Origin of the sequence: Labedaea rhizosphaerae, from assembly GCF_004362825.1 — a bacterium.
GTDB lineage: Bacteria > Actinomycetota > Actinomycetes > Mycobacteriales > Pseudonocardiaceae > Labedaea > Labedaea rhizosphaerae.
In genome coordinates, this window is record NZ_SNXZ01000001.1 from 376,131 (window position 1) to 390,354 (window position 14,224).

General features: G+C 71.7%; 2 pseudogenes. Both read right to left on the bottom strand.

Features of this window, described 5'->3' with window-relative positions:
- Nucleotides 1-2: 2 nt before the first annotated feature.
- Nucleotides 3-4,691 (bottom strand): annotated as a pseudogene (locus EV186_RS01650) (type I polyketide synthase); the annotation flags it as partial.
- 48 nt (nt 4,692-4,739) lie between these two features.
- A pseudogene (locus EV186_RS39790) lies at nt 4,740-14,030 on the bottom strand (SDR family NAD(P)-dependent oxidoreductase); the annotation flags it as partial.
- Nucleotides 14,031-14,224: the final 194 nt, after the last annotated feature.

Consider the following 14,224-nt stretch of genomic DNA (forward strand, 5'->3'; position numbering starts at 1 on the left):
GCTCAGGCCAGGCCGAGTTCTTGGTCGATGAAGGCGAGGACGTCGTCCGCGGACGCGGACTCGAGGTCGGTGACGTCGGCGGTCTCGCCGCGCTGGCGCTCGGTGAGCCGGCCGACCAGCGTCTGCAGCCGGGAAGTGATCTTCGACCGCTGGATCTCCTCGACGCCGAGCCCGGACACGAGCTCCTCGAACTTGTCGAGTTCGGCCAGCAGGCCCGGCCCGCTGTCGTCCTGGCACAGCTGCGTGCGCAGGTACTCCGCAAGCGCGATGGGGGTCGAGTAGTCGAAAACCATGGTGCTGGGCAGTGTCTTGCCGGTCGCCGCACCGAGACTCGTGCGCAGCTCGACCGCGGCCACGGAGTCGAACCCGAGGTCGTCGAACGCCTTCGCCGGATCCAGCTCGCCCGGCGATTCGTAGCCGAGCTGCGCGGCGACCTTGCCGCGCACCAGGTCGAGCAGCGTGCGCTTCTGGTCGGCCTCGGACATCGCGGCGAGCTTGGTCTCCAGCTCCGAGCCACCGGCGGCCGGCTCGGCGGCGGCGTTGAGGATCGCCTGCACGTCGGTCAGGGCGTCGAGCAACGGGCGCGGCCGGGCCAGGGTGTAGGTCGGGACGAACTTTGTCCAGTCGAACTCGGCGACGACGACGTGGCTGTCGTCGTGCTGCAACGCCTGGCGCAGCGCGGCGATCGCGGTCGCCGGGTTCATGGCCGGCGCGCCGATCCGGCGCATCATCGCGGCCAGTTCGGCGTCGACCATGCCGCTGTCCCAGGAACTCCACGCCACCGAGGTCGCGGTGACCCCGCGGGCGCGCCGCTGGTGGGCGAGCGCGTCGAGGGCGGCGTTGGCGCTGGCGTAGGCGGCCTGGCCGGAGCTGCCCCAGATCGCCGAGCCCGAGGAGAACAGCACGAACGCGTCCAGCTCGCGGTCGCCGAGCAGCGCGTCCAGGTTGCGGGCGCCGGTCACCTTGGCCGCCGCGACCTGCAAGAACTCCTCGACGGTCAGCTCGCCGAGCCCGGCCATCCGCTGCATCACCCCGGCGGCGTGGACGACGGCGGTCAGGTCGTCGATGCCGTCGAGCACGGCCTTCAGGGAGGCCTGGTCGGCGACGTCACAGGCGGCGATGGTGACCTTGGTGCCCATGGCCTCCAGCTCGTCGGCCAGGTCCTGGGCGCCTTCGGCCTTGCTGCCGCGGCGGCTGGTGAGCACGAGGTGCCCGGCGCCGTCCTCGGCGAGCATGCGGGCGACGTGCGCGCCGAGACCGCCGGTGCCACCGGTGATCAAGACCGTGCCGCGCGGGCGCCAGTCGCGCTTGGGTGCCTTGTCGCCGATCGGCGAGCGGACCAGGCGGCGACCGAATGTCCCGTTCGGACGGACGGCTACGGCGTCCTGATCGCTGCCGAGCACGGCGCAGAACCGGTCCACGTCGACTTCGCCGGAGACGTCTATCGTGCCGCCCCAGCCCACCGGGTCGTCCAGGGAGAGCGCAACGCCGAAGCCGGTGAGCGCGCCGTCGCCGGTCACCTCGGCCGAGGACGCCACGGCCGCCTCACCGTCGCTGACCAGCCAGAGCTTGCCCTTGATCTCGGCGTCGCGCAGGGCCTGCACGAACGTCACGGTCGAGCCGATACCCGTTCCGAGGCCCAGCAAGGAGAGCACGCCGTCGGGCTGGTGCCCGGCGAGGTCGGCGGCGAGGCTTTCCCGGCTCTCGTCGCCGAGCTCGACGACGGTCACCTTGGACGCCCGCGCGGACACGCCGTCGCAGATCGCGCTCACGCGCGCATCGGCGGTGTACCCGGCCGGCACCGCGATCAGCCACGAACCCTCGGGACCACCGGCCACCTCGACCGGTTGCCACTCGATCTTGTAGCGCCAGTCGTCCAGAGTGGACGCGAGCTTGTGCTTGCGCCGCCACTGCGCCATCGCGGGCAGCACGCCGTCGAGCGCGTCGGCGTCGACACCGAGCTGCCCGGCGACCGACGTCGTGTCGGCGCGCTCGACGAGCTGCCAGAACGCCGCGCCGTCCGGGTCGATCCCGGCCTCCAGCGTGGGCGCCTGCTCGGCCCAGTAGTGCTTGTGCTGGAACGCATACGTCGGCAGGCCGATCTTCTTGGCCCCGCGACCGGCGTAGAACGCTTGCCAGTCCACGGATCCACCGCGGGCGAAGACGGTGCCGACCGCCCCGACCAGCTCGCGCACCTCGTCGCGCTGCCTGCGCAGGGTCGCCACGAACCCGGCGTCCTCGACGCAGTCCGCTCCCATCGGGGTGAGCGCCGCGTCGGGGCCGAGCTCGAGGAACGTCGTGACGCCCTCGGCGGCCAGGGCCCGCACACCGTCGCAGAACCGGACGGCCTCGCGGACGTGGCGCACCCAGTACTCGGCACTGGTGAGCTCACCGGGCTCGGCCACCCGACCGGACACATTGGACACGATCGGGGTCTGCGGCTCGCTGAAGGTCAGCTCCTGCGCGACCTTGCGGAAGTCGGCGAGCATCGGCTCCATCAGGTGCGAGTGGAACGCGTGCGACACGGCGAGGCGCTTGGTCTTGCGGCCCAACGCGGTGAAGTACTCGGCCACCTCGTCGACCGCGGCCTCCGCACCGGACACAACCACGGCGGACGGCCCGTTGACGGCGGCGATGGCGACAGCCTCGTTGAGGACCGGCGTGACCTCGTCCTCGGTGGCCTGCACGGCGACCATCGCGCCACCAGAGGGCAGCGCCTGCATCAACCGGCCCCGCGCGGCGACCAGCGCGGCCGCGTCGGCCAGCGACAGCACCCCGGCCACGTGCGCGGCCGACAACTCGCCGATCGAGTGCCCGGCGAGGAAGTCCGCCTTCACGCCCCACGACTCGACCAGCCGGTAGAGCGCCACCTCGACGGCGAACAGGCCGGCCTGCGTGTAGGCAGTCTGGTTGATTGAGTTAACAGCCTCGCCCCACGTTACTTCAGTCAACGGGCGATCGAGGTGTTGATCCAGTTCAGCGACGGCGGCGTCGAAAGCGGCGGCGAAGACCGGGAACGTCGCGTGCAGCTCCTTGCCCATCCCGAGGCGCTGCGCACCCTGACCGGTGAACAGGAACGCGACGCGCCCGTCGGGCTGGGCGGCGACCCGGGTGATCTCCGCCCGCGCCAGCTCGTCCCGGTCGGCGGCGACCACCACGGCCCGGAAGTCCAGCGCGGACCGCGTGGTGGCCAGCGAGTAACCGAGGTCGGTCACCGAACCGTCCACTCCGGACAGCTGGGCGACTTGAGCCTGCACGGCCTCCGGCGTCTTGCCCGACACGACGATCGGCGTGACCGTCGACGAGACGGTGACTTCCTCGGCTTCGGCTTCCGGCGGCGCGGGAGCTTCTTCGATGATCACGTGCGCGTTGGTGCCGGACAACCCGAACGCCGACACGGCGGCGCGACGCGGCCGGTCCCGCTCGGGCCACGGCACGGTCTCGGTGACCAGTTCCACCGCGCCCGCCGACCAGTCGACCTTGGGCGTCGGCGCGTCGACGTGCAGGGTCTTCGGGACGATCCCATGCCGGATCGCGTAGACCATCTTGATGATGCCGCCGACCCCGGCCGCGCCTTGCGCGTGCCCGATGTTCGACTTCAGCGAGCCGAGCAGCAGCGGCTGACCGGCCGGTCGCTCCTGGCCGTACGTGGCGATGATGGCCTGCGCTTCGATCGGGTCGCCAAGTCGCGTACCGGTGCCGTGCGCCTCGACGACGTCCACATCGGCGGCCGTCAGCTGGGCGCCCGCGAGGGTTTGCCGGATCAGGCGTTGCTGCGCGGGGCCGTTCGGCGCGGTGATGCCGTTGGATGCCCCGTCCTGGTTGATGCCCGACCCACGCACGACCGCGAGCACCGGGTGCCCGTTCTTGCGTGCGTCGGCCAGCTTCTCGACCACGAGCATGCCGACGCCCTCGCCCCACGAGGTGCCGTCGGCGGCGGCGGCGAACGACTTGGCGCGGCCGTTGGGCGCGAGCCCGCCGTCCTGGCTGAACCCGACCAGCGACTTCGGCGTGGCCATCACGGTGACACCACCGGCGAGGGCGAGCGTGCACTCCCCCGCGCGCAGCGCCCGGATCGCCCAGTGCAGCGCGACCAGCGACGACGAGCACGCCGTGTCGACGGTGACGCACGGGCCTTCCAACCCGAGCGTGTAGGAGATCCGGCCGGACGCCACGCTCCCGAGCCCACCGACTCCGCCGTCGTCGGCGTAGTCGTGGTAGACCACGCCGGCGAACACACCCGTGCGGGAACCCTTGAGCGACAAGGGGTCCACGCCCGCCCGCTCCAGCGCCTCCCAGGACAGCTCCAGCAGCAGCCGCTGCTGCGGGTCGGTGTCGCGGGCCTCTTTGGGGCTGATCTTGAAGAAGTCGGCGTCGAAGAGCCCCGCGTCGTGCAGGAAGCCGCCTTCGCGGGTGTTCGACTTGCCCGGGACGCCCGGCTCCGGGTCGTAGAGGTTCTCCACGTCCCAGCCGCGGCCCGGCGGGAACGGCACGATGCCGTCGCCGCCGTTCGCGACCAGATCCCACAACTCGTCGGGCGAGGTGATGCCGCCGGGGTAGCGACAGCTCATCCCCACGATCGCGATCGGCTCGTGCTCGCGCGCCTCCACCTCACGCAGCCGGCGCTTGACCTGCTTGAGGTCGGTCGTGGCCCGCTGCAGGTAGTCGCGGAGCTTGTCCTCGGTAGCCATCGTGCGCACCTCTGCTGTCGTGCTGGGTCTTCGGGCGAGGCTGGTGGATCAGGTGATGCCGATTTCGCGGTCGAGCGCGGCGAACAGCTCGTCGTCGGTGGCCGCTTCGAGGTCGGCGTCGTCCTCTTCGTCGTCTGCTTGGGCGTCACGCAGGCGACGCAGCAGCGCCTCGATCCGGGCGGTGATCTTGTCGACCGCCCGGCTGTCGGCCGGGATGACGGACAGCGTGCTGTCGAGCTGGTCGAGCAGCGCGCTCGTGCCGTCGTCCCCACTGTCCGCAAAGGACTCCGCGAGGTAGCCCGCGATGGCGCGCGAGGTCGGGTAGTCGAACACCAGCGTCGCGGGCAGATTCAGCCCGGTCGTGGTGCCCAGCCGCTTGCGCAGCTCGACCGCGGCCAGCGAGTCGAAGCCCAGCTCCTGGAACGCCTGGTCCGGCAGGATCTTCGCCGCCGAAGCGTGCCCGAGCAGCGTGGCGACGTGGTCGCGCACCACGTCGAGCAGGATGCGGCCGCGCTCCTCCTCGCCGCGCCCGGCCAGCTGCTGCGCCAGCCCGCTCGTGCCGGCCTGGCGCGTGGGCACCTTGACGACCCCGCGCAGGATCGCCGGCAGGTGCTCGCCCTGGTTGCGGGCCACGGCCTGGTCGATGTGCAGCGGGACGACCACGGGATCGGTCGCGCCGAGCGCCTCGTCGAACAACTCGAGCGCGCGTTCGCGGGTCAGCGGCGGCAATCCGATGGTGGCCACGCTGTCGTCATCGAGCCACGGTCCGAAGGCGACGGACACGGCACCCTGGTCACGGGCGAACCAGTCGAACGCGGTCGGCGTGTGGCCGGTGTCGTGGAACAGGTCCACCGCCGAGGAGACCAGCACGATCCGGGCGTCGACCGGCAGGCCGTCGATCACGCCGTCGGTCACGATCACCGTTGCCACGTCCGGGTTGTCCTCGCGGACCACGGTGACACCGTGGTTGGCGGCCAGGTGTTCGGCGATCACGGTGCCGAGTTCCGTGTCGCCGGTGACCTGGACGGTGCCGGTGAGCGTGATCTTGGTGCCGCTGGTGCGCGCCAGCCGCGGTTCGCCGTCCTCCCAGTCGAGCCGGTAGAGCCCACCCGGCTTGGCGCCGAACCGGTCCGCGGTGACCGGCTTCGTGGTCACGGCCTCGACCGTGAGCACCGGCCGGCCCTGCTCGTCGGCGATGGCGATGCCGTCGGCCACCACCGCGCGCCGACCGGTCGCGCCCGGCTGGTGCAGGGTGATGCCGGTCCAGGTCGTGGTGGTGACCACGCCATCCTCGCCCGCCCGGGCCGGGTGGGTTGCCGCGTCCAGCGAAGCCGGGTGCAGCAGGAATTCGCCGTCGATCGGGGCGAGCTCCGCGTACGTGGTGTCGCCGGACCGCCAGGCCGTCGTGGCCCGTTGGAAGGCGGGGCCGTAGCCGTATCCCTTGGCCAGCAAGGCTTCGTAGACATCGAGCTGGTCGCCGGCCGGCTTCCAAGCCGGCGCCGTGCCGGGTTCTGGTGCCGCGCCGAGGGAACCGGTGGCGTGCTTGGTCCACTCGTCGGCGCCGTCCGGCTTGGCGTAGATCGTGACCGCCCGACCGGCGACCACCGCCTGCACGGCCACGCCGCCCCGCTCGGGCAACGGCAGGTGCTCGGCGATGGTCAGCTCGTCGATGCGGGTGCTGCCGACCTCCGCGGCGGCCCGCAGCGCCAGCTCCACGAACCCGCTCGCCGGGAACACGACGGTGCCCAGCAGGTCGTGATCGGCAAGCCAGGGCTGCGCTTCGAGCGAGAGCCGGCCGGTGAGCGTGACGCGGTCCCCGGCCGGGTCGGCCACGACCGCCGAGAGCAGCGGGTGGTGCGGGTCGTCGAGGCCGAACGAACCGGCGTCCCCGCCGGTGCGCTCCGCGGTCTGCCAGAACCGTTCCCGCTGGAACGCGTACGTCGGCAGGTCGACGCGGCGGCCGTGCCCGGCGAAGAATGCCGCCCAGTCGACGGCCACGCCGTGGTTGTGCGCGGCGGCCAGGGTGGCGACGACCTCGTGCCGCTCGTCGTGGTCGCGCCGGGTGAACGCGAGGAAGGTCGCATCATCCAGCGTGGACGCACCCATGGCGGTGAGCACCGCGTCCGGGCCGATCTCCAGGAACTTGTCCACACCGGACTCACCCAGCGCGCGGACCGCGTCGGCGAACCGGACCGCCGCCCGCACGTGGGTCACCCAGTACTTGGGATCGGTGAGGTCGGCACTCCCGCCGGTCACCGTGGACACGATCGGGATGACCGGCTCGGCGTAGGTGAGACCGGCGACCACGGCCCGGAAGTCGTCGAGCATCGGCTCCATCAGCACCGAGTGGAACGCGTGCGACACCTTCAGCCGCGCGGTCTTGCGTCCTTCGGCCTTGAACCGGTTCGCCAGCTCCTGCACCGCGTCCTCGGCGCCGGAGAGCACGACCGCCTTCGGCCCGTTGACCGCGGCGATGCTGACTCTGTTGTTCCCGCCCCCCTGCCCTTCGGGCCCACCCCCCATGTTGGACAGCAACGGGCGGACCTCGTCCTCGTCGGCCTGCACGGCGACCATGGCGCCACCGGCCGGCAGGTCCTGCATCAAGCGACCACGTGCGGCGACCAGGGTCGCCGCGTCGGCCAGCGACAGGACCCCGGCCACGTGCGCGGCCGCGATCTCGCCGACCGAGTGCCCCGCAAGGCGATCCGGAGTCACGCCCCACGACTCGACGAGCCGGAAGAGCGCGACCTCGAAGGCGAACAACGCGGTCTGCGTGTACTTGGTCTGCTTGAGCGCGTCCTCGTCGTCGAGCACCGCACGCAGCGGCCGGTCCAGGTGCTTGTCCACCTCTTCCTGGGCCGACGCGAAAGCCTCGGCGAAGACGGGGTACCGCCCGGCGAGGTCGCGGCCCATCGCCACCCGCTGCGCACCCTGCCCGGAGAACAAGAAGGCGGTCAGCCCGTCGGTGGCGAGCGTGCCCTCGATGGCGGCGAGGTCGCGCAATGCCTGCTCGCGGTCGGTGGCGAGCACCGCGGCGCGGTGCTCGTGGGCGACCTTGGCGGTGGCGAGGGTGAAGCCGATGTCGGTGTCGGTGTGTCCGTCCACATGCGACGCCAGGGCGGCGGCTTGCGCCGTCAACGCGGCCGGGGACCGGGCGGAGAGCAACCACGGCACCGGGCCGTCGAGCTCCTTCGCTTCCTGGGTGGCGGCCTCGACTTCTTCGATGATCACGTGGGCGTTCGTGCCGCTGATGCCGAACGACGAGACACCCGCGCGCCGCGGTCGACCGGGCACGGTCCAGTCCCGCGCGTCGGTGAGCAGTTCGACCGCGCCCTCGGTCCAGTCGACCTGCGGCGACGGCTCGTCGATGTGCAGGGTGCGGGGCAGCACGCGGTGGCGCATGGCCTCGATCACCTTGATCACCCCGGCGACACCGGCGGCCGCCTGCGCGTGCCCGATGTTGGACTTGATCGACCCCAGGTGCAGCGGCTCGTCGCGGTCCTGGCCGTAGGTCGCGAGCAGTGCTTGCGCCTCGATCGGATCACCGAGCCGGGTGCCCGTGCCGTGCGCCTCCACCAAGTCGACGTCCGCGCCTGCCAGTCCGGCGTTGGCCAACGCCTGCCGGATCACCCGCTGCTGCGACGGGCCGTTCGGTGCCATCAGGCCGTTGGACGCGCCGTCCTGGTTGATCGCACTCCCCCGCACGACGGCGAGCACCGGGTGCCCGTTCTTGCGTGCGTCGGACAGGCGCTCGACGACCAGCACCCCGGCCCCCTCGGACCAGGCCGCACCGTCCGCGGTCGACGCGAACGACCGGCAGTGCCCGTCCGGCGAAAGCCCGCGCTGGCGCGAGAACTCGACGAAGGTCTCCATCGTGGACATCACCGTGACGCCGCCGACCAACGCCAGCGGGCACTCACCGGAGCGCAGTGCTTGCGCGGCGAGGTGCAGAGCCACCAGCGACGACGAACACGCGGTGTCCACGGTGACCGACGGGCCTTCCAGCCCGAAGGTGTAGGAAACCCGGCCCGAGCCCAGCGAACCGGCCGCGCTGTTGCCGACGTAGTCGTGGTACATGATCCCGGCGAACACGCCGGTGGCGCTGCCCTTCAGCGATGCGGGGTCGATTCCCGCGCGCTCCAGGGCTTCCCACGCCACCTCGAGCAGGATCCGGTGCTGCGGGTCGGTGGTCTGCGCGTCGTTCGGGGCGATGCCGAAGAACGCGGCGTCGAACTCGTCGGCGTCGTGCAGGAACCCGCCGTGCCTGACGTAGACCTTCCCCGGGGTGCCCGGCTCGGGGTCGTACAGGCCGTCGACGTCCCAGCCGCGGTTGGCGGGGAACTCGGTGATCGCGTCCACACCTTCGTCGACCAGGCGCCACAGGTCTTCCGGCGTCTGCACGCCACCCGGGTAGCGGCAGGCCATGGCGACGATCGCGATGGGCTCGTCGGTGTTCGCGGCGGTGGCGTGACCGGTGACCGTGGTTGTCTGGCCGCTGATCGTCGTCTCGATCAGCTCCGCGATCGCGCGGGCGTTGGGGTGGTCGAAGACCAGCGTGGACGGCAGCCGCAGCCCGGTGGCGGTGTTGAGCCGGTTGCGCAGCTCCATGGCCGAGAGCGAGTCGAAGCCCAGCTCGGTGAACGCCCGGTCCGGCTCGACGGCCGAGGTGGACGCGTGCCCGAGGACGTCGGCGACGTGGCCGCGGACCAGGTCGAGCAGGTCGCGTGTGGACAGTCCGGTGAGACCGGTGGCCGCGGCAGCCGCCTTTTTCGGCCGGCGGACCAAGCCGGCGAAGAGCGGTTGCGGGTCGGCGGCCCGCAGCGCCTTGAGGTCGAGGTGGACCGGCAGCAGGCATGCGGCGTCGACGGTCTCGGCGGCGTCGAACAACGCGAGCCCGTGCTCGGGGGTCAGCGCCTGGACGCCGGACCGGTTCATCCGCGCGATGTCGACGTCGGAGAGGCCGTCCGTGTCGGCCCACAGGCCCCACGCAAGCGATTGCGCGGCCAGCCCCTCGGCGCGGCGGTGGGCAGCGAACGCGTCGAGGAAGGCGTTGCCGGCCGCGTAGTTGCCCTGGCCGGGATTGCCGAGCACACCGGCGATCGAGGAGAACAGCACGAACGCGGCCAGGTCGCCGGTCAGCTCGTGGAGGTTCAGCACCGCGTCGACCTTCGGCCGCAACGCGGTGCTCAGTCGATCGGCGGTGAGCGAGGTGATCACACCGTCGTCCAGCACCCCGGCGAGGTGCACGACCGCCGTGATCTTGTGCTGGGCCAGGAGTTGCCCGGCCGCGGCACGGTCGGCGAGGTCGCAGGCGGCGACGGTGACCTCGGCGCCAAGCCCCGCGAGTTCGTCGCGCAGTTCGGCGGCACCCGGTGCATCCAGGCCGCGGCGGCTGGTGATGACGAGCTTGGTCGCGCCGCGCTGGGTGATGAGGTGGCGGGCGACCAGGCGGCCGAGGAAGCCGGTGCCGCCGGTGATCAGCACCTCGCCGGTGAAGTCCAGCGGCTGCTGATCGGTGACCGCGGCCTTGACCAGGCGTGGCGCGTAGACCTTGCCGTCGCGCACCCGGACGTCCGGCTCGCCGTCGGCGCCGCGAACGTCGTCGGCCGTCTCGATCAGGACGATCCGGTCCGGGCTCTCCAGCTGCGCGGAGTGGACGAGCCCGCGGACGGCCGCGTGCGCCAGGTCCTCAGCGATGACGACGATCAACTGCTCGTCTTGGTCTTCGGCCAGCCAGTCCTGCAGCTTGGCCAGGACCTCGGCGGTGACGGCGTGCACCGACTCGGCCGTGGTGTCCGCCGGCGTCGGAACGCGGTAGACCTCGCCGGTGAGCTCCGTGGCCGGGACCTCGACCCACTCGACCGCGTACAGCGCGCCCTTCGGCTGTGCGGCGAGCTGGTCGGCCGACACGGGACGCGACTTCAAGGCGTCCACTGTGAACACCGGCTGACCGGTGGGGTCGGCGCCGTCGATGCTGATGCTGTCCGTGCCGGTGGACGTGATCCGCACGCGCAACGCACTCGCGCCCACGGCGTGGTAGCGCACGCCTTGCCATGCGAAGGGCAGGGCGGTGCCGTCGGTCTCGTCCAGCAGCGAGGCGTGCAGCGCGGCGTCGAGCAGCGCCGGGTGGACGCCGAAGCCCTCGACCTCCGCGGCCAAGGCGACCTCGGCGAACACCGTGTCGCCGCGCTTCCACGCCGTCGTCAGACCCTGGAACGCCGGGCCGTAGTCGTAGCCCTGCGCCCGCACGGTCTCGTAGAAGTCTTGGACGTCAACCGGTTCCGCGTCCGCGGGCGGCCACTGGGTCGCGTCGAAACCGGAGGCCGCGGCACCCGTGTCGAGCACACCGTCCGCGTGCAACGTCCAGGACGCGTCGTCTTCCTCGGCGCGGGAGTGGATGGTGACAGTCCGCGCGCCGTTGCCGTCGGCGGCCGCGACCCGCACCCGGAACTGGACGCCGCCCTGCTCGGGCAGCACCAGCGGGGCGTGCAAGGTCAGCTCCCGCAAGACGTCGCAGTCGACCTGCTCGCCGGCCTGGATCGCCAGCTCGACGAAGCCGGTGCCGGGGAACAGGATCGTGTCGTTCATCTTGTGGTCGGCGAGCCACCCGGTCGCCGTGAGCCGCCCGGTGAGGACAACACCGTCGTCGTCGGGGAGGGCGACCAACGCGCCGAGCAGGGGGTGGTCGAGCACGGTCAGGCCGACGCCGCTCGCGTCCCCGGCCAGCTCCGCGTTCAGCCAGTACCGCTCGTGCTGGAAGGCATAAGTGGGCAGGTCGACCTTCTTGGCGCCCGTGCCCGCGAAGAACGGCGCCCAGTCGACCGGGTAGCCGGCCGCCCACAGCTGACCGAGCGCGCTCAGCGCGGTGACGGCCTCGTCGCGGTTGCGGCGCAGCACCGGCACGACGCCGTGGTCGGCCGCCATCCCGGCCAGGATCGCGTCCGGCCCGAGCTCCACGAACCGCGTCACGCCCTGGGCTTCGAGGAAGGACACGCTGGCGGCGAACCGCACGGCGTCGCGGACGTGGTTGACCCAGTAAACAGGCGTCGTCACGTCGGCCGGCTCGCCGGACACGATCGGGATCGCGGGCGCGTTGTAGGTGAACCCGCTGATCACCGACCGGAACTCGTCCAGCATCGGCTCCATCAGCACCGAGTGGAACGCGTGCGAGACCTTGAGCCGGGTGGACTTCCGGTCCTGGAACTGGTCGGCCACCGCTTGCGCCGCATCGGCATCACCGGAGACCACAACAGCTTGCGGCCCGTTGATCGCGGCAATGCCCACGTGGTCGGTGAGGTGGGGGCGCACCTCTTGTTCGGTGGCTTGGAGGGCGATCATGGCGCCACCGGACGGCAATGCCTGCATCAACCGGCCCCGCGCCGCGACCAGGGCGGCCGCGTCGGCCAGCGACAGGACTCCGGCCACGTGCGCGGCCGCGATCTCACCGATCGAGTGCCCGGCCAGGTAGTCCGGCGTCACGCCCCACGACTCGACGAGCCGGTAGAGCGCCACCTCGATCGCGAAGATGCCGGTCTGGGTGTACTGCGTCTGCGCGAGCAGGTCCGTGTCCTCGCCCCACACCACGTCCCGCAGTGGCCGGTCGAGGTGCTTGTCCAGCTCGGCAACCGCCTCGTCGAAGGCCGTTGCGAAGACTGGGTACGCGGCATGCAGCTCACGGCCCATCCCGAGCCGCTGCGAACCCTGGCCCGTGAACAGGAACGCCGTCTTCCCGCCTTTGCGCACCACCGCGCGCGGTCCACCGCCATCGGCGACGCTTGTTAACTGACTTAACAGCTCTTCTTTCCGTGAACCGACGACACACGCACGGTGCTCCAAGGCCGAGCGCCCGGTCAGCGAGAACCCGACGTCAAGCGGGTCACCACCGACCGCGAGCAGCCGGGAAGCCTGCGCCGACAACGCTTCCGCCGTCTTGCCGGACACCAGCCATGGAACGACCGGCAGCGTCGCGGTGGCTTCGACCGGCGCTTCCTCTTCGGCGGGTGCCTGCTCCACGATCACGTGCGCGTTGGTCCCCGACAGCCCGAACGACGACACGGCTGCCCGCCGCGGGGCGTCCGTCGACGGCCACGGCCGCGCCTCGGACAGCAGCTCCACCGCCCCGGCCGTCCAGTCCACGTGCGGGGTCGGCGCGTCCACGTGCAACGACTTGGGCGCGAGCCCGTGCCGGATCGCCTCGACCATCTTGATCACGCCGCCGACCCCGGCGGCGGCCTGCGTGTGCCCAAGGTTGGACTTCAGCGAGCCCAGCAGCAGCGGGCGGCCCTCGGCCCGGCCCTGGCCGTAGGTGGCCAGCAACGCCTGGGCCTCGATCGGGTCGCCGAGCTTGGTACCGGTGCCGTGTGCCTCCACGACGTCCACATCGGACGGTTCGAGCTTGGCCGCGGCCAGCGCCTGCTGGATGACCCGGCGTTGCGACGGGCCGTTCGGCGCGGTGAACCCGCTGGAGGCGCCGTCGGAGTTGACCGCGCTGCCCTTGACCACGGCGAGCACCGGGTGCCCGTTCTTGCGCGCGTCGGACAGGCGCTCCAGCACCAGCACGCCGACGCCCTCCGAGCAGCCGACGCCGTCGGCCGCGGCCGCGAACGGCTTGCACCGCCCGTCACGGGCGAGCCCGCGCTGCGTCGTGAAGTAGACGAACATGTCCGGCTCGGCCATCACCGTGACCCCACCGGCGATCGCCAGCGAGCACTCGTCCGAGCGCAGCGACTGCACGGCCAGGTGCAGCGACACCAGCGACGACGAGCACGCCGTGTCCACTGTGACCGATGGACCTTCGAGCCCGAGGGTGTAGGAAACGCGGCCGGACACCATGCTGCCGCCGGTCGTGCCCGCGTGCTCGGTGCCCAGCGCGTAGTCGTGGTACATCAGGCCGGCGAACACGCCGGTGCGGCTTCCCTTGAGCGCCAACGGATCGATGCCCGCGCGCTCCAGTCCCTCCCACGAGACCTCGAGCAGCAGCCGCTGCTGCGGGTCCATCTGCAGCGCCTCGTTGGGGCTGATCCCGAAGAAGCCGGGGTCGAAGTCGGCGGGCGCGTCGAGGAACCCGCCCTCGGCGGCGTAGGTCGTCCCGGGCGCGCCGTCGGGGTCGTACACACCGGTGTCCCAGCCGCGATCGGCGGGGAACGCCGAGACGGCGTCGACGCCGTTCTCGACCAGGCGCCACAGGTCCTCGGGCGAGCGCACCCCGCCGGGGTAGCGGCAGGCCATCGCCACGATCGCCACTGGCTCGCCGTCCAGCCTGCGCTCGGCCGCGGCCAGCCGCTGCTGCGTTTCGAGCAGGTCGGCGGTCGCCCGGCGCAGGTACCGGAGAAGCTTCTCCTCGTTGCTCACCGAGCACGCCCTTCCTCGGGACTTTATTGGGCTCCTCGGAAACTACGACCCGTTCGAAGGGGGCGCCCACCCCAGAGCAAAGGCGCCTGACCCCACAGTTCTTAGGGGCTCCCATTACACCCGAGCGGGGCTCCACCAAGTACCGAGCGAAGCGCCCTGACCTGCGATAACGTCTCCCTACA